The sequence below is a fragment of the Pseudomonas sp. NY15463 genome, assembly GCF_048068415.1.
GTDB lineage: Bacteria > Pseudomonadota > Gammaproteobacteria > Pseudomonadales > Pseudomonadaceae > Aquipseudomonas > Aquipseudomonas mosselii_C.
The window spans coordinates 128,597-148,402 of sequence record NZ_JBLUQD010000007.1; the positions used below are offsets into that span (position 1 = coordinate 128,597).

Sequence of the window (19,806 nt, forward strand, 5' to 3'; positions counted from 1 at the left end):
TGAGCGCAGCTTTTGCTTGCAGCTTGACGCTTGTAGCTTGCAGCTTGAAGAAGGTCAGTTAACATGCCTGATTCATTTCTGAAACAAGGCCGTACCGTGTTCGCTGGCACGCCCCCTTTTCCGCGCCTGATGCTGCTCACCGCCCTGATCGGCGGCCCAGCCCTTGCCGACGACCTGTTCATCGACAATCAGGACTTGCCCCAGGTACTGACCGCCACGCGCCTCAAACAATCCCCAGCGGCCGTGCCAGGCAGCATGACCGTGCTCGACAGCGAGCTGATCCGTGCCAGCGGCGCGCGCGACATCCCCGAACTGCTGCGCCTGGTGCCAGGCATGATGATCGGCTACAGCGCCGGCAACCAGGCCACGGTCAACTACCACGGCAGCAACGTCAGTGACGCCCGACGCATGCAGGTCCTGATCGACGGCCGCTCGGTGTACCGCGCAGGCCTGGCCACGGTGGATTGGAGCGACATCCCGGTGGCACTGGAGGATATCGAGCGCATTGAGGTATTCCGCGGCCCCAACACCGTCAGTTATGGCGCCAACGCACTGATGGCTGTGGTCAACATCCTCACGCGCAACCCCGCCGACAGCCACGGAACGCGACTGAAGCTCACCCGTGGCCAGGATGGCATCAATGACTACTACATCAGCCAGGGGCTGGGCTGGGACAGCGGCGACCTGCGCCTGTCGGTCTCGGGCCAGCAGGACGACGGTTTCGACCACGACCAGGTCGGCGCCGACTATCGCGACAGCCGCCGACTCAACCGCATCAACCTCAGTGCCACCCATGCACTGACACCAGACCAGACCCTGGAGTGGCAACTGGCGGCCAAGGAAGGCAGCAACCAGCGCCCCTATACCTACCAGCCGGTGTTCGGCAAGTACCCGGGCGGCAGCGATGCCGACGTCAATGCCAAGGATTACGCAGGCTCGGTGCGCTGGAACATCGATTTCAACCCTGATCACAGCCTGTACGTACAGGGTTCGGCGCAGCACTTCGACCGCCAGGTGGTGTGGGGTGCATGCGATGCCGCGCTGGCCTTCAGCCCCGAACTCACCCGGCTCTGGCAGTTGAACCCCAACCTCGCCGAGCAAGTGGCGCGCAACGCAGGCGGCATCCATGTGGGCGGCAACCCTACCGAGCAGGCGCTGATCGATGCGATTGCCAGCCAGTGGAACCAGCCCGGCCCCGCCAACGGCAAGCAGATGGTCTGTGGCGATGTGGACCAGAGCACCCGCGAAACCCGCTACGACCTGGAAGTCCAGGACACCCTGAGCCTGACCGACAGCCTGCGCCTGGTCAGCGGCATGAACTATCGCTACGATCAAGCGGATTCGCAAACTTACTTCAACGGCCGATTGGACGACCAGACCTGGCGCCTGTTCGGCCAGCTCGAATGGCGCGCCGACGAACACTGGATCATTCAGGGCGGGGCCATGTACGAGCGCTCGCAGCTCTCTGGCAATTCACTCACCCCACGCGTGGCCGTGAACTACCTGATCACCCCGCGTCATGGCCTGCGCGCGGTGTATTCCGAAGCGATCCGCTCCCCGGACATGTTCGAGAACAACGTCAACTGGAGCTACACGGTCAAGAACCTGACGCCCAACCTGTACGGCCTGCAAAACGGCGAATACTTCGTCAAGACCCGTGGCCCCGGCAACCTTGACCAGGAGCGCATGCGCTCGCGCGAGCTGGGCTACAACGGCTATTTCAGCGACCTCGACCTGAGCGTGGACGTAAAACTGTTCTACGACGAGATCACCGGCATGATCAGCGAGCCGTTGAAGAACAACCAGTACATCGCCAGCAACACCAACAGGTCGCGCTTCAGCGGCAGCGAGACACAACTCGACTGGCGCGTTACCCGTCGTGATCGGCTGCGCTTTACCTATGCCTATGTCGATGCCTGGGCCAGCAACCCGGCCGACCGACGCCTGACCGCTCGTAACAGTGGCTCGGCAGGCTGGCTGCACGAGTGGGGTGACGGTTGGTCGAGCGCGCTTTTCTATTACGGCGACGATGCCCTCAATACCTATCGCTATGAGCGCATGGACCTGCGCCTGGCCAAGCGCTTCAAGCTGCATGGCAGCAATCTGGAACTGGCAGCCCTGTGGCAACAGCGGCTGGATGACGAGCCCATCACGCTCGTGCAGAACCGCTACGACAGCCGTCACCGCCTGAGCGTGAGTGCGGAGCTGGAGTTCTGATGGGCGCGCTGCTGCGCTTGCTGCTGCTCTGCCTGCTGCCATTGGGATCGCTGTCTGCCGGCGAAATCCTGCTGGTGGGCGCCGAGGAGCAACCCGGCATCCGCAGCTTCGTCAACGCGCTCGAACAACGCCGACCGCACGACAAGGTGCGTTTCGAGAACGTCACCCAACTGCCCCGGCCTGGACAGTTGAAAGCCGACACCCGCCTGATCCTGCTCGACACACCAGCGCTGGACTGGCGCCTTGGCGAAACACCCGGCCCGCCGGCGCTGGCCCTGCGGGTTAGCCGGGTACAAGCCCAACAGCGTCTTGGGAAGGAACGCCCGGCATTTCTCAGCCTGCTGTGGAGCGACCCGCCACTGGCCCGGCAACTGCGCCTGACCCGCTATCTACTGCCACAAGCGCGGCGAATCGGCGTGCTATACGCTGAACACAGCCGCTTTCTGCTCGACGAACTGCGCCAGGCTGCCAAGCCACTGGGGCTGGAAATCATTGCCCAGGACTGGCCGGACCTGCGCGACAGTCGCCCGTTGCAGCACCTGCTGGCCAATAGCGACGTGCTGCTGGGGCTCGATGACCCCGACCTGTACAACTCCAAGTCCGCCAAGAACGTGCTGCTGAGCAGCTATGGCCGGCAGATGGCACTGATCGGACCGAATGCCGGCTTCGTTCGCGCCGGCGCCCTGGCCAGCACCTACAGCGACCAGGAAGACTGGCTGGCGGTACTCGACCAGCTGCTCGACCAACCACCCGCACATTGGCCACGCAGTCTTTACCCCGCGCGCTTCAGCGTCAGCGGCAACCAGCAGGTTGCGCGCGCCCTGGGACTTGAAGCCATCGAGCCACAAGCCGCAGCCGCGGCCCTGGCCGCAGAGGAACCCACCCCATGAGCAAACGCCTGAGCTGGGACATCCATACCCGCACGCAGATCATCAGCCTGGGCCCTGCCCTGCTGCTCACGTTGTTGCTGATCAGCTTCTTCACCTTCGTGCGCATCCAGGACTTGCGTCAGGAACTCAATCACACCGGACAACTGATCGCCAACCAGTTGGCACCAGCCTCCGAATACGGCGTGATCTCAGGCAACAACGAAGTGCTCGACAGCCTGATGCGTGCCACCTTGAGCATCCCACACGTGCGCTTTCTCGAGGTTCAGGACAGCCGTAACCACATTCTGGTGTACGTCGAACAACCCGATGAGAGCCAAAGCCGCGCGCAGCGGGTCGAGGTGTTCCAGGCACCGATCCGCCTGCAACGGATCCGCCTGGATACCGATTTCCTGCAAGGCAAGCCGCAATTGCCAAGCATCGGTGACGATTACCTGGGACGGGTGATCGTGGGCATGTCCGACGATGCCTTCAGTCAGCGGCAGCAGGAGATCGTGATCAAGGCCGCGATCCTGGCCCTGTTCGCCTTGCTGTTCACCTTCCTGCTGGCCCGACGCCTGGCCATGAGCCTGTCCAAGCCGATCAGCGACATGGGCCATGCGGTCGAGGCGATCCAGCAGGGCGAATTCCATGCGCCGCTGCCGGTGGTCGATGACAGCGAGCTGGGCCACCTGGCACGCCATATCAACAACCTGGCCAGCGCGCTGGAACATGCTGCCCATGAACAGCAACAGGCCATGGGGCAGTTGATCCAGGCCCGTGAGGAAGCCGAGCAGGCCAACCGCGCCAAGTCGGACTTCCTGGCGATGATGAGCCACGAGCTGCGCACCCCCATGAACGGCGTGCTGGGCATGCTGCAACTGCTCGAAACCACCCGCCTGACCCGCGAGCAGGCCGAATACACCGCCGTGGCCAGCGAGTCCACCGGCCACCTGCTCAAGGTGATCAACGATATCCTCGACTTCTCGCGCATCGAGCGCACCACGCTTGAACTGGAGCACATCGACTTCAACCTCGGCGAGTTGATCAGCAGTAGCGTGCAGTCATTCCAGCACAGCGCCCAACAGCGCGGCCTGCAACTGACCCTGCAATTACCCGCCGACCTCGCGCCACCGCAGGTGATGGGCGACCCGACACGTATCCGCCAGATTCTGCTCAACCTGGTGGGCAACGCCCTGAAGTTCACCGAGCGCGGCGAGGTGGCCGTGGAAGCACGCTGGCAGGTGGTCGACCGCCAGGTGCTGTGGTTCACCTGCGCCGTGCGCGACACCGGCATCGGCATCGACAGCAATCGCCTGGAAATGATGTTCATGGCCTTCCAGCAGGCCGACAGCTCGATCTCGCGGCGTTACGGCGGTACCGGCCTTGGCCTGTCGATTGCACGCACCCTGGCCGAGCGCATGGGCGGCCAACTGCGTGGCGAAAGCCGCGAGGGCCTGGGCTCGACGTTCACCCTGGAAATGCCCCTGGCGCTGTCCAGCCAGCCGGCCCAGCGCCCGGGCGCAACGCCGAGCACGGGACTGGCCAGCAACGGTGAGCGAGTCCTGCTAGTAGAAGACAATCCCGTCAACCAAAGCGTCATCGAGGCCATGCTACGCAGCCTGGGCTTCGAAGTCGGCTTGGCCATGGATGGTGCCAAAGCGGTGGAACTGGTCAGCCAACAGTCATTCGCCGCGGTACTGATGGACTGCCGCCTGCCGCTGCTAGACGGCTACGAAGCTACCCGGCGCATCCGCCTGCTGCCGCAGTGCGCAGCGTTGCCGATCATCGCCCTGACCGCCAACGCGCTGGAGGGCGACCGCGAACGTTGCCTGGCCGCTGGCATGGACGATTACCTGAGCAAACCGTTCAAACGCATCGACCTGCAGCGCACATTGGGCCGCTGGTTACCCGGTCGGACAGTTGCGACTGGCGATAAATGCTAAAGTGCGGCAGTCTTAAAGACTGGACAGGACCTTCGTCGGCCCTGAAAATAACATTTCAGTGCACACCTGTACTTCATTTGCCAGGTGCGCTGTGACTTTCACCACAACGCAATAGTCTACCTGTAGGCTGCCGCCCCGTACGCAAAGCGAATCGGGCCGGCCGGGAAGATTCGTCCCCTGCCGCAGGGGGTTATTGAGGAGCTCGCATGACCAAACAAAACGCCTTTACCCGGGAAGACCTGCTGCGCTGCAGTCGCGGTGAGCTGTTCGGCCCCGGTAATGCGCAACTACCCGCCCCGAACATGCTAATGGTGGATCGCATCACGCATATCAGCGAAGAAGGCGGCAAGTTCGGCAAGGGTGAATTGGTCGCTGAGCTGGATATCACTCCAGACCTGTGGTTCTTCGCCTGCCACTTCGAAGGCGACCCCGTCATGCCAGGCTGCCTGGGCCTGGATGCGATGTGGCAGCTGGTTGGCTTCTTCCTCGGCTGGCAGGGCCTGCCAGGCCGTGGCCGCGCCCTGGGTTCGGGCGAAGTGAAATTCTTCGGCCAGGTCCTGCCGACCGCCAAGAAAGTCACCTACAACATTCACATCAAGCGCGTCCTGAAGGGCAAGCTGAACATGGCCATCGCCGATGGCTCGGTCAGCGTCGACGGCCGCGAGATCTACACCGCCGAAGGCCTGCGGGTCGGCGTGTTCACCTCCACTGACAATTTCTAAGGGTTATTCGCATGCGCCGCGTCGTGATCACTGGTCTGGGCATCGTTTCGTGCCTGGGCAATGACAAAGCTACTGTCACCGAAAACCTGCGCAACAGCCGTCCGGGCATTCGTTACAACCCGGAATACAAGGAAATGGGGCTGCGTAGCCAGGTTTCCGGCTCCATCGACCTGAACCTCGAAGAGCTGATCGACCGCAAGGTCTATCGCTTCGTGGGTCACGCCGCCGCCTACGCTTACCTGGCGATGCAGGATGCGATCAAGGACTCGGGCCTGACCGAAGAGCAAGTTTCCAACCCGCGCACCGGCCTGGTGGCAGGTTCCGGCGGCGCCTCGACGCTGAACCAGATGGAAGCCCTGGATACCCTGCGCGAAAAAGGCGTCAAGCGGGTTGGCCCGTACCGCGTCACCCGCACCATGGGCAGCACCGTGTCGGCGTGCCTGGCGACCCCATTCAAGATCAAGGGCATCAACTACTCGATCTCCTCGGCCTGTGCCACCTCCGCGCACTGCATTGGTACTGCCCTGGAGCAGATCCAGTGGGGCAAGCAGGACATCGTCTTCGCCGGTGGCGGTGAAGAAGAGCACTGGAGCCAATCGTTCCTGTTCGACGCCATGGGCGCGCTGTCGACCAAGCGCAACGAAACCCCTGAGCTGGCCTCGCGCGCCTACGACGCCGACCGTGACGGCTTCGTCATCGCCGGTGGTGGCGGCATGGTCGTGGTCGAGGAGCTGGAACACGCCCTGGCCCGTGGCGCCAAGATCTACGCCGAAATCGTCGGCTACGGCGCGACCTCCGACGGCTACGACATGGTCGCCCCAAGCGGCGAAGGCGCAATCCGCTGCATGCAGCAGGCGCTGTCCACCGTCGAAGGCCCGATCGATTACCTCAACACCCACGGTACCTCCACCCCAGTCGGCGACGTTGCCGAGATGAAGGGCGTGCGTGAAGTGTTCGGCGCCAACGCCCCGAAAATCAGCTCGACCAAGAGCCTGTCGGGTCACTCGCTGGGCGCCGCAGGTGTGCACGAGGCGATCTACTGCCTGCTGATGATGGAAAACAACTTCATCGCCGGCTCCGCCAACATCGACGAGCTGGACCCGGAAGTGGCCGACCTGCCGATCGTGCGCAAAACCGAAGAGAACGCCAAGCTCGACACCATCATGAGCAACAGCTTCGGCTTCGGCGGCACCAACGCCACCCTGGTGCTCAAGCGCTGGACTGGCAAGTGATCGCTTGACCTGCTGAACCAGAACGCCCCGGCCTAGGCCGGGGCGTTTTTCTTTGCCCCCTTGCGCGACACAAGGCCGTGCATCAGGCTAGACCGAGAACCGCTGCACCAAACCGTTGAGGTCCACTGCCAGTTGCGACAGCGCCTGGCTGGCCGCCGAAGTTTGCTCGGCGCCCGCCGACGATTGCTGCGCCAAATCGCGGATCGTGGTGAGGTTACGATCGACCTCCCGCGCCACCTGCGCCTGCTGCTCCGACGCGCTGGCGATCACCAGGTTACGCTCATTGATCTGACCGATGGCCGTGGCTATCGCCTCCAGCGCAGCCCCTGCGGCGTGAGCACCGTCAAGGGTCGCGCGGGCTCGCGAGTCGCTCAGTTGCATACCTTGCACCGCCCGCTCGGCGCCGCCCTGGATCGCGACGATCATCTGCTCGATCTCACGGGTGGAGGTCTGGGTGCGATGGGCCAATGCCCGCACTTCGTCCGCAACCACCGCGAAACCACGTCCGGCCTCACCGGCACGCGCCGCCTCGATCGCGGCATTGAGCGCCAGCAAGTTGGTCTGCTCGGCGATCGCACCGATCACATCCAGGACCTTGCTGATATCGCGCACCTGCTGCGCCAACTGCCCCACTTCCTCGGCGTTGCCGGCCACACCACTGGCCAGAGCCTGGATCGCTGTCACCGTGTCATGCACCTGTTCACGCCCCTGGCGAGCGATGCGATCAGACTCGCTCGAGGCCTCGGAGGTGGCCGCAGCGTTGCGCGCCACCTCCTCCACCGCTGCGGTCATCTGGTTGACCGCCGTGGCCGCCTGTTCGATCTCCAGGCTCTGCTGCTGCAAGCCACGGGTAGCGTCCTCGGTCACGGCACTGAGCTGCTCGGAGGCCGATGCCAACTGACCGGCCGAGTCGGAGATACGCCCGATGGTCTGGCGCAAGCTTTGCTGCATGCGCTTGAGCGCCGCCAGCAAGCGCGCCGGTTCGTCGCTGCCCTGTACGGTGATCTGCGGCGTGAGATCGCCGGTCGCGACCGTCTCGGCCACCTGCAACGATTGCCCCAACGGCCCCACGATGCTGCGCGTCAGAGCCAGGGCCAGCACCACGGTGAGCGCCAGCGCCACCACCAACAGCCCTATTACCCACACCCGCGCATTGCTGAAGACGCCCTCGGCCAGCAGCGTGGCCAGCCCGGCCTGGTGGTTGTTCAGTTCAATCAGCTGGTTGAGCGTAGCGGTCATCTGGTCGGCGATCTGGTTCATCTCGCCATTGACCACAGCAGCGGCCGCTGGAATCTGCCCTTGGGTGGCCAATTGCGTCACCTGCCCCTGTAGACCCATATACTGGCGCTCAAGCCCCTGATACTGATCGAACAGACGACGCTCTTCGGGCAGCACGATCAACCCTTCGTACTGCTCGCGCGCCTTGTCCAGGCCGGTTTTGACCTGCTCAATGCGGGCACTGTTCTGCTGCTGCGCGGCGGCATCGGTGTTGACGAGCAAGCGCAGCGTCAGCGCGCGGATGCGCAGCATGTCCTGAGCCATGCTGCCCACCGAGATGACGCTGGGCAACCAGTTGTTATCGACCTGCTCGGCTTGCTGACGCATGCTGGTCATCTGTACCAGTGCCATGCTACCCAGCACCACCACCAGCAAGCCCATCAGGCCGAAGCCCAAGCTTGCCCGAGGGGCGATATTCAAGCGTCTGAGGCTCATTCGGGTTCCCTCCCAAAAGTGATACGTCCATCGCATAAAAAAGGTATCGGGACATTCGAAATTTGCGTAAGACGAAAACGCGATATCAAAAAGCTACTTCACCGCATTTGCGGCCTTGGGCAGCACCGCAAGGAAATTGTCCCGCGCGACCTGCTGCGCAACCTGCGCCGGCAGTGCATCGAGAAACGGCACGAAACCCTGCAACTGCTCAGCGACACTGTCGAAACGGCCGACCACATCCGAACCCAGCATGAACCGCGTTGGAAAGCGCTCGACCAGCACCAGCCAGTCCTTGCGCGGACGGCCTTGTGCGTCCAACAGATAGGGGTGCAGCACGCTCCACGACAGGTCGACGTACAGGTTGGGGTAGTCCTCCAACAACCGCGTGAGCACCGGTAGCAGAAACTCCATGTGCGTCTGGTGCCGGTGGATTTCCGCGCTGCTGCCCGCATGCGCCCAGATGAAACGGGTGTGCGGATGGTTGCGCAGGGGCTCCTCGATCTCCGCCAGATACAACGGATTGCGTTCGCGCTTGGACGTGATGTTGGTGTGCAACAGCACCGGCAGGTCATGCTCGGCGGCCAGGTGATAAACGCGCGCCATCGCCTCATTGTTGGCCCGCGGCGTGTCACCACTGGTCAAGGCCGTCAGGTCGTCATGCCGGGTGAATACCTCGCCAATGCCTTGCCACAGCCCAGGGTAAAGCGCCAGCATCCGTTCGATGTGGCTCACGGCATTCTTGTCCACCGGATTGAAGCCGCTCAGAAAAGGATGAAAGCGCCGGCGCTGCTCAAGTGGCAATGACATCAACGCAGCCGCCACGTAGACGTCAGTGGCGCTGTACCAGTAGGCATCGGCATCGTCGCCAGCATAGTAGCGCGGGCGCTTGGGCTCATCTTCGTGCCATTTCTTGGCCACCGGAATACCCGAGATCATCGACTGCTCTACCCCAGCCGCATCCATGGCCTTGAGCAACGCCGGCATGCCTTCGGTTTCCTGGAAAAAGTCCACGTAATGCAGATGGGCGTCACTGTATTGATACTCGCGGGCCTGCGCCGCCGGATATAAGCAACTCCACAGCAGCAGGCCGGTCAGCGTCCGGGCGATCATCGCCAGCTCCTCGATCAGGTAGAGCAAGCATAGACCCGCCTCGCTTGGCCACGGTTCAGCCTCGTCGCGCGAAGCGTTATGCTGGGGCACTCAACGCCCGCCTGGAGCCCATCCATGAACACCCCGCTGGTCATCCGCCCGCGCGCCGAATCGGTGGAGGGTCAGCCGATCCTGCGCCCGCTGCCATCGGCCCAATGCCGAAGCGTCGGTCCATTCGTGTTCTTCGACCACCTGCTGGAAACCGACTATTTGGCCGGCCAAGGCATGGATATCCGCCAGCACCCGCATATCGGCCTGTCGACCCTTACCTACCTGTTCGAAGGCCAGATTCAGCACAAGGACAGCCTTGGCTCAGACCAGCGTGTAGGGCCCGGCGAAGTCAGCTGGATGACCGCAGGGGCGGGGGTCGCGCATATCGAGCGCACCCCGCTTGAAGCCCTCGACCAGGGCTCGCGGCTGCATGGATTGCAAGTCTGGCTGGCCTGCCCCAAAAGCGCCGAACAAGGCCCTGCCAGCTACAGTCACCATCCGGCGTCCAGCTTGCCGGTCAGTGACAGCCTGGGGGTGCGCATCTGCCTGATCGCCGGCAGCGGATTCTGCCTGACCTCACCCGTGCCGGTGCTCTCCCCTACCCTCTATGCCCATGTGCAGATGCAGGCCGCAACCACACTGGCGGTGCCCACCGAGCATGCCCAACGGGCACTGTACCTGCTCGATGGCGAGTTGCTGCTCAATGGCGAGCCGGTCGAGCCGTGCAGCCTGGTGGTGCTGCCAGAGGCCGAAGGGGTGGTGTTGTTTGCCGAGCATGCCTGCCAGCTGGTACTGATTGGCGGTGCCCCGCTGGATGGGCCGAGGCGGATGAATTGGAATTTCGTTGCCAGTGATCCGGCGCTGATAGAACGGGCGCGGGAACGATGGGCCGCAGGCGACTGGCCGCAGGTCCCCGGGGAACACTCCAGGATTGAACTGCCACGCTGAGGCCGATGCAGGGGCAGCCCACGCGATAGGGGCTGCCCTGGCGGGGCTCGCTGAGCCCGCGCCTCATGCCTGCACGGTCAGCCTCGGAACGCGTCCTTAAGGAGGTTGTGCATCGCGCGGAAGGCACGCTCGGAAGTACGCCGGTCGTACTGCATCTTGCCCGGTACGTTGGCGTTCGGATCGGTGAACGAATGCACGGCGCCGCCGTAGCTGAGCAACTGCCAATCCACCTTGGCGGCGTTCATCTCGTTTTCGAAAGCTGGCAGTTGCTCCTTGGGCACCAACGGATCCGAAGCACCATGCAGCACCAGCACCGAACCCTTGATCCGCTTGGCGTCTTCGGGGTTTGGCGTATCCAAGGTGCCATGGAACGACACCGTCGCCCGCAGGTCAGCCCCGCTGCGGGCCAGCTCCAGCGCACAGCAGCCACCGAAACAGAAACCGAAGGCGGCCACCTTGCCAGGCTCCAGCAATGCTTTGGACTGGCCCAGCAGTTGCGACAGCGCTTCCTGCATGCGCTTGCGTAGCTCGGTACGATCGTTTTTCAACGGCATCATCGCCGCCCCCGCCTCGTCAGCATTGGATGGGCGCAGCGACTGGCCATACAGGTCAGCGATCAACACCACATAACCCTGCTCGGCCACTTCCTTGGCGATGCGCTCGGCGCCTTCACTGATACCCATCCAGTTCGGAGCCATCACCAGGCCAGGTCGACCCAACGCCCCAGGCTCGTACACCAGCCGGCTTTCGTAGGTCTTGCCGGACAGGTGGTAGACCAGCGATTCGACGATTACCTTGCTCATCAAGCACTCCTTAGGCTCACCATGAAAAAAGCCCGCCGAAGCGGGCTTTGCATTGCATCAACTCAAGCAGACAGTTCGACCAGCAGCTTGTTCAGGCGACGAACGTAGGCCGCCGGATCTTTCAAGCTGTCACCCGCCGCCAGAGCAGCCTGGTCGAACAGGATGTGCGACAGTTCACCGAAGCGGTCCTCACTCTGTTCGTTGTCCAGCTTCTCGATCAGCGGGTGGGTCGGGTTGAATTCGAAGATCGGCTTGGAGTCCGGCACTTTCTGCCCACTGGCCTCGAGGATCTGGCGCATCTGCAAGCCCAGGTCCTGCTCACCGATAGCCAGGATTGCCGGAGAGTCAGTCAGGCGATGCGAAACGCGCACTTCGGCAACGCTATCACCCAGCGCGGCCTTCAGGCGCTCGACCAGACCCTCCTTGTCCTTGGCCACTTCTTCCTGGGCTTTCTTGTCTTCCTCGGAATCCAGCTTGCCCAGGTCCAGGTCGCCACGGGCGACGTCGACGAAAGCCTTGCCATCGAACTCGTTGAGGTAGCTCATCAGCCACTCGTCGATACGGTCGGTCAGCAGCAACACTTCGATACCCTTCTTGCGGAAGACTTCGAGGTGCGGGCTGTTCTTGACCTGGGCGTAGGATTCGCCAGTGAGGTAATAGATCTTGTCCTGGCCTTCCTTGGCGCGCGCCAGGTAGTCAGCCAGCGCAACGCTCTGCTCGCCGCTGTCGTCCTGGGTCGAGGCGAAGCGCAGCAGACCGGCGATCTTCTCTTTGTTGGCGAAGTCCTCGGCCGGACCTTCCTTGAGGACCTGGCCAAAGTTCTTCCAGAAGCTCTTGTACTGCTCAGGTTCGTTCTTGGCCAGTTTCTCCAGCATGTCCAGCACGCGCTTGGTCAGCGCAGTCTTCATCGAATCGATGATCGGATCTTTCTGCAGGATCTCGCGCGAGACGTTCAGCGACAGATCGTTGGAGTCCACCACACCTTTGATGAAGCGCAGGTACAGCGGCAGGAACGACTCGGCCTGGTCCATGATGAACACGCGCTGCACGTACAGTTTCAGGCCGCGCGGTGCTTCACGCTGGTACAGGTCGAACGGTGCACGAGCCGGCACGTACAGCAACGAGTTGTACTCGAGCTTGCCTTCGACCTTGTTATGGCTCCAGGCCAGCGGGTTCTCAAAATCGTGGCCGATGTGCTTGTAGAACTCCTGGTACTCCTCGTCCTTGACCTCGGTACGCGAGCGGGTCCACAGGGCGCTGGCGCGGTTGACAGTTTCCCATTCCTGCGCAGGCTGCTCCTCGCCTTCGGCGGCGGCCTGCTCCTTGGGCAATTCGATTGGCAGGGCGATATGGTCGGAGTACTTCTTGACGATGTTACGCAGGCGCCAGCCATCGGCGAATTCGTCTTCACCCGCCTTCAGGTGCAGGACGATACGGGTACCGCGCTGTGGCTTGTCGACGGTGGCGACTTCGAATTCGCCTTCGCCCTTGGATGACCAGTGCACACCTTCGGCGGCCGGCAAACCGGCACGACGGCTGTATACGTCGACCTTGTCGGCGACGATGAACGCCGAGTAGAAGCCCACCCCGAACTGACCGATAAGGTGCGAGTCCTTCTTCTGGTCGCCGGTGAGGTTCTTCATGAAGTCGGCGGTGCCGGACTTGGCGATGGTGCCCAGATGCGCAATGACGTCTTCCCGGCTCATGCCGATACCGTTGTCTTCCAACGTTACGGTATTGGCGGCCTTATCGAAGCTGACACGGATCTTCAGGTCGGCATCGCCTTCGAGCAACTCGGGCTTGGCCAGGGCCTCGAAACGCAGCTTATCGGCAGCGTCGGAGGCGTTGGAGATCAGCTCACGCAGGAAGATCTCCTTGTTGGAATACAGGGAATGAATCATGAGGTGCAGCAGTTGCTTGACCTCGGTCTGGAAGCCCAGGGTTTCTTTTTGAGTCTCCACACTCATCGTCTTCAAACTCCGATCTGTTGGTTGGCGGCGCCTGGCGACCCAATGGGCCGACTTATTGCGGCGGATGACCAGCAGATGGGGGCATGCCAGGCTATTTCAAGGGCATTTGCGGTTCTATCTTGAAATGCGCCCGTGCGGTGGCGATGGGCACGTCCCGATCACCCTGCCAGGCAGTGATGGCCACGTTGGTCACCCGACGGCCCTGGCGCCACAGTTGACACTGGGCGTAAGTGTCGCGGTCATGAGCGGCGCGCAGGTAGTCGATGGAGAAGTCGATGATCTTGGGAATGCTCACGCTGTCGCTGTAGATCAGCAGATAGAGCGCGGCAGATAGCTCCATGAAGCCGGCGATGACCCCGCCATGAATGGCCGGCAGCAAGGGGTTACCGATGTTCTGCGGGTTAGCCGGCAGGCAGAACAACAGATCATCGCCGTGGCGCTGGCACTCGATGCCGATCAGTTGCGCATAGGGGATCAGCGTCAAGAGCGGCGCATAGTCACCGCGGGCATGGGCTTCGTTCAACTGCTGGCGCACGTCGAGGGGGATCATGGGCGTGGCGCCTTGAGGCTGTTGCCGAAGTTCAGGCCACCCTTGATCTGCTGCCCCAGGCGCATGAACGTGCCCACGACTTGGCAAATCGGTTGCCCCGGATCGTCCTGGTAAGCCGAGCCGCGCGTGAAGATCACGTCGCGGGTGACCCTGTAGCACTGGGCATGCCCGTAGATGGGCAGATCAGCCCGCGTCGGGTGCATGTAGTCGATGCGCAGATCCAGGGTCGGGCACACCTCGAAACGCGGCAAGGCGCACAGCGTCGCCATGCCACAGGTGGTATCCAGCAAGGTGGTCAACGCACCGCCGTGCACTGCGCCAGTCTGCGGGTTACCGACGATGGCTGGCGACCAGGGCAACACCAGGGTCATGCCATCGGCATCGGCATGCACCACGCGCATCTGCAGTAGCTGGCAATGTTTCAGGGCAGAGAGAAAACGCTCGGCCATGGCCATCAATGACGTCTCGGACATTATCCCTCGCTGCATAAAATCGCAAAAAAGTCTATATAGGGCAGAGTCTTATATATCTGAAAAGTTTGTGGAACTTATCCCGCACCGGCGAACTCGAAGGTTACAAGTCAAGTTATTCCACCCAGGAGATACACCCCCATGCGTAAACCTTTTGCTTTTGCTCTGATGCTGGCCGCTACCATGGGCCTGGCCGCTTGCGACAAAGCGAGCGAAGACAAGGCCCAAGACGCACAGCAACACGCTGAGCAAGCCCAGGAAAAAATGGGCGAAGCTCAGGATAAGATGAACGAAGCCGCCAAGGAAAACGCCGAAGCCGCCAAAGATCAGGCCGAAGCGCAGCAGAAAGCCGCTGAAGAAGCCGCCCCTGCTACTCCGGCGCCCGAAACCGCTCCGGCTACGCCGAGCGAACCTGCCAAACAGTAATTTTCAGGCACAAAAAAACCCGACATTGTCGGGTTTTTTTGTGCCTGCAATTCAATACTGAAACGCTTCAGTTAGCAGCGACCGAAGTTTCCTTGCCGACCTCGCCCGTGGCCTGTGGCGTGGGTGTGAATACCATCACTTCCAATACATGGGAATGGAACTCACGGCGATACAGGATAAAGACCACCGCTACACTGGTGACCATGAACAACCAGGGGCTGATAAACCAAGTCAACATGGCCATGCCAAAGTAATACGAACGCAATCCCAGGTTGAACTGGTTAGCCGCCAGCGACAGCACCCGTGCGGCACGCGAAGCGAAGCCATTGCGTTCCTGCTCGTTGACCTGACGCTCGCCGATCATCGGCGCAGAGCCCACCAGCACAGCCGCGAAGTTGTACTGGCGCATGCACCAACTGAAGGTAAAGAAGGCATAGACAAAGACCATCGCCAGGCACAGCAGCTTGATCTCCGACATGCCCTGGGAAGCTTGCTGTACCAGCGGCAAATCAGCCAGCAACGACAGCGCACGGTCAGAAGCACCGAGCACGGTCAGAATGCCGGCCAGGATAATCAAGGTACTGGAAGCGAAGAACGAGGCGTTGCGCTCTAGATTACCGATCACGCTGGCATCGGCGATACGGTTGTCGCGCAGCAGCATGCGGCGCATCCAGTCTTCACGGTACAGGTGCAGCACACTGGCCAGGCAGGCGGTGTCACGCCCCTTCCAGATGGCATAGCGGGTATAGCCGCCCCAGCAGATGGCAAACCAGCACGCGGCGAGGATGTTGGCGAAGTTGTTTTGGATGAAGCTCATTCAAGTAACTCGCAAAAGAGAGACAGACCGGCTTTCGACGCCTGGACTCCATAAAAGACACGTAGGCTGATGCATTTGCTTTCCTGCACCGGCCTCCTCGCGGGCACAGCTATAAAAAAACCCCGCTCCTTCACGTAGAAGCGGGGTTCCGGTTTTCACCGTCGGCAGGGGCCATTTGGCTTGTGGCCAGCGCCTGCCCTCAGGCTTCAACGTCTCAGGCCAGCGCCTCGCGCGGCTTGCCGAGCATGCGATCGCAAGCCACGGCAACGGCCAGGGCGATTACCGAAGGCACCAACCAGGCCAGCCCCTGCTCGCTCAGCGGCAGGTGTGCAGCAGCGTCCGGCAGCAGATGGGCAAAGCTGGTGCCCTTGATCGCATCGACCAGACCGAACAGCAGTGACACCAGCATCACCGGGGCCAGGATACGCGTCGGGGAGTGCCACAGCTCTTTGACGAAGCTCAGTGCCACCACCACGATACACGGCGGGTAAATCGCCGTGAGCACCGGGATCGAGAAGGCGATCAACTTGGTCAGGCCCAGGTTCGACACCAGCAGCGAGAAGCCCGCCAGCAGCACCACCAGCACGCGGTACGACAGCGGCAGGATCTGGCTGAAGTATTCGGCGCAAGCGCAGGTCAGGCCAACCGCAGTGACCAGGCATGCCAGGGCGATCAGCACGGCGAGGAAGCCACTGCCGAGCGAGCCGAAGGTGTGCTGCACATAGGCATGCAGAACAGCGGCACCGTTAGTGGCGTCGGCGGCAATATCATGACTGCCCGCCCCCAGGCGGAACAGGCTGACATACACCAAGGCCAGCCCGACCCCGGCGATGAGGCCGGCAATGATGGCGTAGCGGGTGATCAGCTTCGGCGACTCCACACCGCGAGAACGGATGGCATTGACGATGACGATACCGAATACCAGCGCACCCAGAGTGTCCATGGTCAGGTAGCCGTTGATGAAGCCCTGCGAGAACGGCGCGGCCACGTACTGCGGCTGCGCCTGGCCAATGGTTCCGGCCGGCAGCGCGAACGCCGCGATACCGAGTACCGCCAGGGCAATGATCTTGAGCGGCGCGAGGAAGCGGCCGACGGTGTCGAGCAGCTTGCCCGGATACATCGAGACAGCCAGCACCACGGCGAAGTACACCAGGCTGTAGATGAACAACGCGGTCGGGCTCTCACCGGTCAACGGCGCCACGCCCACCTCGAACGAGACGGTCGCGGTACGCGGAGTGGCGAACAACGGGCCGACCGACAGGTAGCACACAGCCGCCAACAGGCCGCCGAAGAACTTGCCGATAGGGCTGCTCAACGCGTCCATGCCGCCACCGACCTTGGCCAGCGCCACAACGGTGATGACCGGAAGGCCAACCGCGGTAACCAGAAAGCCCAGGGCTGCCATCCACACGTGCGGACCGGATTGCAAGCCGACGATCGGTGGGAAGATGATGTTGCCGGCGCCGACAAAAAGCGCAAACGTCATGAAGCCAAGCGCCAGGATGTCCTGGCCTTTCAACACTTTCATTTAGGGTAGTACCACACTGCTGAAATCGGGATTCGAGAAGAGATTTCCCCATGAATGAGGGAAATGTTGCCCGGCTTGATGAGCCAGACCCGTTTAGCGTGTCGTTCCCTTTTGGGGTACGGGCACAAATGTGAGGGCGTAGATTAACCGTTTTACCGAACAAACGCACTGCAAGGGTGCAGTTTGTCCGATGTACGTATGTATTTGTCGTCTCGATGACGCTGTCGGGCGACCATTTATTGCGCAAATTCTGATTTGCCTGGTTGAAATCCCTGGTCATTCGGATCGACATTTCCGAACGCCGACAAATCGTCGCAGCCACAACGACAAAGGCCACCCGAAGGTGGCCTCTGTGCGCGTGGGGGTACTGCGTGTTACTTACTTCTTGGCTTCCCAGCCAGTCAGCTCGGCCAGGGCCTTGCCGATGTCTGCCAGGGAACGCACGGTTTTCACACCTGCGTCTTGCAGCGCAGCGAACTTCTCGTCCGCAGTGCCCTTGCCGCCGGAGATGATGGCGCCAGCGTGGCCCATACGCTTGCCCGCAGGAGCGGTCACACCAGCGATGTAGGAAACCACTGGCTTGGTCACGTTGGCCTTGATGTAGGCCGCAGCTTCTTCTTCAGCCGAACCGCCGATCTCACCGATCATGACGATCGCTTCGGTCTTCGGATCTTCCTGGAACAGCTTCAGGATATCGATGAAGTTGGAGCCTGGGATCGGGTCACCGCCGATGCCGACGCAGGTCGACTGGCCGAAGCCGGCGTCGGTGGTCTGCTTGACAGCTTCGTAGGTCAGGGTGCCGGAACGCGAAACGATGCCGACCTTGCCTGGCAGGTGAATGTGACCTGGCATGATGCCGATCTTGCACTCGCCCGGAGTGATCACGCCTGGGCAGTTAGGGCCGATCAGGGTCACGCCCAGCTCGTCGCACTTGACCTTGGCGTCCAGCATGTCGAGGGTAGGAATACCTTCGGTGATGCAGACGATCAGCTTGATGCCACCGAAGGCAGCTTCCAGGATGGAGTCCTTGCAGAAAGGCGCCGGAACGTAGATCACCGAAGCGTCAGCGCCGGTAGCTTCTACAGCTTCTTTCACGGTGTTGAACACCGGCAGGCCCAGGTGGGTGGTGCCACCCTTGCCTGGCGTCACGCCGCCGACCATCTTGGTGCCGTAGGCGATGGCTTGTTCGGAGTGGAAAGTACCCTGCGAGCCGGTGAAGCCTTGGCAGATGACTTTGGTGTCTTTATTGATCAGGACGCTCATTACTTGCCCTCCGCAGCTTTGACAACTTGTTGAGCAGCGTCGGTCAGGCTGGTTGCCGCAATGATGTTCAAACCGCTTTCTGCCAGTACTTTAGCGCCCAGTTCGGCGTTGTTGCCTTCGAGGCGAACGACGACCGGAACCTTGACGCCGACTTCTTTCACTGCACCGATGATGCCTTCGGCAATCATGTCGCAGCGAACGATGCCGCCGAAGATGTTGACCAGAACGGCCGCGACATTGCTGTCGGACAGAATGATCTTGAACGCTTCGGTAACGCGCTCTTTGGTAGCACCGCCGCCAACGTCGAGGAAGTTGGCCGGCTTGCCGCCGTGCAGGTTGACGATGTCCATGGTACCCATGGCCAGACCGGCACCGTTGACCATGCAGCCGATGTTGCCTTCGAGGGCAACGTAGTTCAGTTCGAACTTGGCAGCGTGGGCTTCACGAGCGTCGTCTTGCGACGGGTCGTGGAAGGTCTTCAGCTTAGGCTGACGGTACATGGCGTTGGCGTCGATGTTGATCTTGGCATCGAGGCAGTGCAGGTCGCCGTCGGCCTTGATCACCAGCGGGTTCACTTCCAGCAGGGCCAGATCGTGATCCTTGAACAGCTTGGCCAGACCCACGAAGATCTTGGCGAACTGTTGAACCTGCTTGCCTTCCAGACCCAGCTGGAACGCCAGCTCGCGGCCCTGGAACGGCTGAGCACCGACCAGCGGATCGATGGTGGCCTTGAGGATCTTCTCAGGAGTTTCGTGAGCGACTTTCTCGATGTCCACGCCACCTTCGGTGGAAGCCATGAACACGATGCGACGGCTCGAACGATCGACTACAGCGCCCAGATACAGCTCTTTGGCGATGTCAGTGCAGGACTCGACCAGGATCTTGGAGACTGGCTGACCATTGGCATCGGTCTGGTAGGTGACCAGGTTCTTGCCCAGCCACTGAGCAGCGAACGCCTTGGCGTCTTCCTTGCTGCGAACCAGCTTGACGCCGCCCGCTTTACCGCGACCACCAGCGTGGACCTGGGCCTTAACAACCCACTCGGAACCGCCGATCTTGTCGCAGGCTTCTGCAGCTTGCTCAGGGGTATCGACTGCGAAACCCTTGGAAACTGGCAGGCCGTACTCAGCGAACAGCTGCTTACCCTGATACTCGTGAAGATTCATGCTTTTTACCGTCTTCGTTAGGTACTGCG

17 protein-coding genes and 1 pseudogene are annotated in these 19,806 nt (G+C 61.7%); 7 read left to right on the forward strand and 11 right to left on the reverse strand.

Annotation, left to right across the window (positions count from 1 at the left end):
* Window positions 1–63 precede the first annotated feature (63 nt).
* The 5 genes from ACNFIC_RS18525 to fabB all read left to right on the forward strand — a co-directional run bounded on the left by ACNFIC_RS18525 (window position 64) and on the right by fabB (window position 6,983).
* Window positions 64–2,217, forward strand: coding sequence for a TonB-dependent receptor plug domain-containing protein (locus ACNFIC_RS18525; protein ID WP_416781583.1), 2,154 nt, complete (start codon window positions 64–66; stop codon window positions 2,215–2,217).
* Window positions 2,217–3,107 carry an ABC transporter substrate-binding protein gene (locus tag ACNFIC_RS18530; RefSeq protein WP_416781584.1) on the forward strand — a complete coding sequence of 297 codons (891 nt, stop codon included), beginning with the start codon at window positions 2,217–2,219 and terminating at the stop codon, window positions 3,105–3,107. The genes ACNFIC_RS18525 and ACNFIC_RS18530 overlap by 1 nt, the downstream gene beginning before the upstream one ends.
* The gene (locus ACNFIC_RS18535; protein ID WP_138220176.1) at window positions 3,104–5,029 is read left to right on the forward strand and encodes an ATP-binding protein; all 1,926 of its coding nucleotides are present in this window, start codon (window positions 3,104–3,106) and stop codon (window positions 5,027–5,029) included. The genes ACNFIC_RS18530 and ACNFIC_RS18535 overlap by 4 nt, the downstream gene beginning before the upstream one ends.
* A 206-nt stretch (window positions 5,030–5,235) precedes the next feature.
* A complete protein-coding gene (gene fabA, locus ACNFIC_RS18540) occupies window positions 5,236–5,751 on the forward strand; it encodes a 3-hydroxyacyl-[acyl-carrier-protein] dehydratase FabA (protein ID WP_138220177.1) in 516 nt (171 codons plus the stop codon).
* 11 nt (window positions 5,752–5,762) lie between these two features.
* Window positions 5,763–6,983, forward strand: a complete 1,221-nt coding sequence (gene fabB, locus ACNFIC_RS18545) for a beta-ketoacyl-ACP synthase I (protein WP_138220178.1) — start codon at window positions 5,763–5,765, stop codon at window positions 6,981–6,983.
* Between the two features lie 87 nt (window positions 6,984–7,070).
* On the opposite strand, the gene ACNFIC_RS18550 is transcribed toward fabB, so the two are convergent.
* The 3 genes and pseudogenes from ACNFIC_RS18550 to ACNFIC_RS18560 form a co-directional block, all read right to left on the reverse strand.
* Window positions 7,071–7,934 carry a methyl-accepting chemotaxis protein gene (locus ACNFIC_RS18550; protein ID WP_416781687.1) on the reverse strand — a complete coding sequence of 288 codons (864 nt, stop codon included), beginning with the start codon at window positions 7,932–7,934 and terminating at the stop codon, window positions 7,071–7,073.
* Window positions 7,926–8,732: pseudogene (locus ACNFIC_RS18555) on the reverse strand (MCP four helix bundle domain-containing protein); the annotation flags it as partial. The pseudogene ACNFIC_RS18555 and the gene ACNFIC_RS18550, both read right to left, overlap by 9 nt.
* 57 nt (window positions 8,733–8,789) lie before the next feature.
* Window positions 8,790–9,806 (reverse strand): amidohydrolase family protein, encoded by a 1,017-nt coding sequence (locus ACNFIC_RS18560; RefSeq protein ID WP_416781688.1) that lies wholly within the window; start codon window positions 9,804–9,806, stop codon window positions 8,790–8,792.
* A gap of 114 nt (window positions 9,807–9,920) precedes the next feature.
* On the opposite strand from ACNFIC_RS18560, the gene ACNFIC_RS18565 reads away from it, so the two are divergent.
* On the forward strand, window positions 9,921–10,784 hold the full coding sequence (locus tag ACNFIC_RS18565) for a pirin family protein (RefSeq protein WP_416781585.1): 864 nt from the start codon (window positions 9,921–9,923) through the stop codon (window positions 10,782–10,784).
* Between the two features lie 77 nt (window positions 10,785–10,861).
* On the opposite strand, the gene ACNFIC_RS18570 is transcribed toward ACNFIC_RS18565, so the two are convergent.
* The 4 genes from ACNFIC_RS18570 to ACNFIC_RS18585 all read right to left on the reverse strand — a co-directional run bounded on the left by ACNFIC_RS18570 (window position 10,862) and on the right by ACNFIC_RS18585 (window position 14,580).
* Window positions 10,862–11,587: a dienelactone hydrolase family protein gene (locus ACNFIC_RS18570; protein WP_138220181.1), complete on the reverse strand. Its 726-nt coding sequence runs from the start codon at window positions 11,585–11,587 to the stop codon at window positions 10,862–10,864.
* A gap of 62 nt (window positions 11,588–11,649) precedes the next feature.
* Complete coding sequence (gene htpG, locus ACNFIC_RS18575; RefSeq protein ID WP_138220182.1) at window positions 11,650–13,554, reverse strand: molecular chaperone HtpG; 1,905 nt, start codon at window positions 13,552–13,554, stop codon at window positions 11,650–11,652.
* Between the two features lie 94 nt (window positions 13,555–13,648).
* Window positions 13,649–14,107, reverse strand: a complete 459-nt coding sequence (locus ACNFIC_RS18580; protein WP_138220183.1) for a PaaI family thioesterase — start codon at window positions 14,105–14,107, stop codon at window positions 13,649–13,651.
* The gene (locus ACNFIC_RS18585) at window positions 14,104–14,580 is read right to left on the reverse strand and encodes a PaaI family thioesterase (RefSeq protein ID WP_138220184.1); all 477 of its coding nucleotides are present in this window, start codon (window positions 14,578–14,580) and stop codon (window positions 14,104–14,106) included. The genes ACNFIC_RS18580 and ACNFIC_RS18585 overlap by 4 nt, the downstream gene beginning before the upstream one ends.
* Window positions 14,581–14,718: 138 nt before the next feature.
* On the opposite strand from ACNFIC_RS18585, the gene ACNFIC_RS18590 reads away from it, so the two are divergent.
* Window positions 14,719–15,003: a hypothetical protein gene (locus ACNFIC_RS18590; protein ID WP_138220185.1), complete on the forward strand. Its 285-nt coding sequence runs from the start codon at window positions 14,719–14,721 to the stop codon at window positions 15,001–15,003.
* A 67-nt stretch (window positions 15,004–15,070) separates the two neighbouring features.
* Here the strand turns inward: ACNFIC_RS18590 and ACNFIC_RS18595 are convergent, their stop codons facing one another.
* The 4 genes from ACNFIC_RS18595 to sucC form a co-directional block, all read right to left on the reverse strand.
* On the reverse strand, window positions 15,071–15,820 hold the full coding sequence (locus ACNFIC_RS18595; protein ID WP_416781586.1) for a DUF599 domain-containing protein: 750 nt from the start codon (window positions 15,818–15,820) through the stop codon (window positions 15,071–15,073).
* Window positions 15,821–16,034: 214 nt separating this feature from the next.
* Window positions 16,035–17,348 (reverse strand): branched-chain amino acid transport system II carrier protein, encoded by a 1,314-nt coding sequence (gene brnQ, locus ACNFIC_RS18600; RefSeq protein WP_138220187.1) that lies wholly within the window; start codon window positions 17,346–17,348, stop codon window positions 16,035–16,037.
* A 378-nt stretch (window positions 17,349–17,726) separates the two neighbouring features.
* A complete protein-coding gene (gene sucD / locus ACNFIC_RS18605; protein ID WP_016393102.1) occupies window positions 17,727–18,611 on the reverse strand; it encodes a succinate--CoA ligase subunit alpha in 885 nt (294 codons plus the stop codon).
* Entirely contained in the window at window positions 18,611–19,777 is a 1,167-nt protein-coding gene (gene sucC, locus ACNFIC_RS18610) for an ADP-forming succinate--CoA ligase subunit beta (RefSeq protein ID WP_011534748.1), read from the reverse strand. Before sucC ends, sucD begins: the two co-directional genes overlap by 1 nt.
* Between the last annotated feature and the right edge of the window lie 29 nt (window positions 19,778–19,806).

Bases quoted from the DNA above. Each gene is read 5' to 3' on its own strand.
- ACNFIC_RS18525 (WP_416781583.1), top strand. From the start codon at position 64: ATGCCTGATTCATTTCTGAAACAAGGCCGTACCGTGTTCGCTGGCACG.
- ACNFIC_RS18530 (WP_416781584.1), top strand. From the start codon at position 2,217: ATGGGCGCGCTGCTGCGCTTGCTGCTGCTCTGCCTGCTGCCATTGGGA.
- ACNFIC_RS18535 (WP_138220176.1), top strand. From the start codon at position 3,104: ATGAGCAAACGCCTGAGCTGGGACATCCATACCCGCACGCAGATCATC.
- fabA (WP_138220177.1), top strand. From the start codon at position 5,236: ATGACCAAACAAAACGCCTTTACCCGGGAAGACCTGCTGCGCTGCAGT.
- fabB (WP_138220178.1), top strand. From the start codon at position 5,763: ATGCGCCGCGTCGTGATCACTGGTCTGGGCATCGTTTCGTGCCTGGGC.
- ACNFIC_RS18550 (WP_416781687.1), bottom strand. From the start codon at position 7,934: ATGCAGCAAAGCTTGCGCCAGACCATCGGGCGTATCTCCGACTCGGCC.
- ACNFIC_RS18560 (WP_416781688.1), bottom strand. From the start codon at position 9,806: ATGATCGCCCGGACGCTGACCGGCCTGCTGCTGTGGAGTTGCTTATAT.
- ACNFIC_RS18565 (WP_416781585.1), top strand. From the start codon at position 9,921: ATGAACACCCCGCTGGTCATCCGCCCGCGCGCCGAATCGGTGGAGGGT.
- ACNFIC_RS18570 (WP_138220181.1), bottom strand. From the start codon at position 11,587: ATGAGCAAGGTAATCGTCGAATCGCTGGTCTACCACCTGTCCGGCAAG.
- htpG (WP_138220182.1), bottom strand. From the start codon at position 13,554: ATGAGTGTGGAGACTCAAAAAGAAACCCTGGGCTTCCAGACCGAGGTC.
- ACNFIC_RS18580 (WP_138220183.1), bottom strand. From the start codon at position 14,107: ATGATCCCCCTCGACGTGCGCCAGCAGTTGAACGAAGCCCATGCCCGC.
- ACNFIC_RS18585 (WP_138220184.1), bottom strand. From the start codon at position 14,580: ATGTCCGAGACGTCATTGATGGCCATGGCCGAGCGTTTTCTCTCTGCC.
- ACNFIC_RS18590 (WP_138220185.1), top strand. From the start codon at position 14,719: ATGCGTAAACCTTTTGCTTTTGCTCTGATGCTGGCCGCTACCATGGGC.
- ACNFIC_RS18595 (WP_416781586.1), bottom strand. From the start codon at position 15,820: ATGAGCTTCATCCAAAACAACTTCGCCAACATCCTCGCCGCGTGCTGG.
- brnQ (WP_138220187.1), bottom strand. From the start codon at position 17,348: ATGAAAGTGTTGAAAGGCCAGGACATCCTGGCGCTTGGCTTCATGACG.
- sucD (WP_016393102.1), bottom strand. From the start codon at position 18,611: ATGAGCGTCCTGATCAATAAAGACACCAAAGTCATCTGCCAAGGCTTC.
- sucC (WP_011534748.1), bottom strand. From the start codon at position 19,777: ATGAATCTTCACGAGTATCAGGGTAAGCAGCTGTTCGCTGAGTACGGC.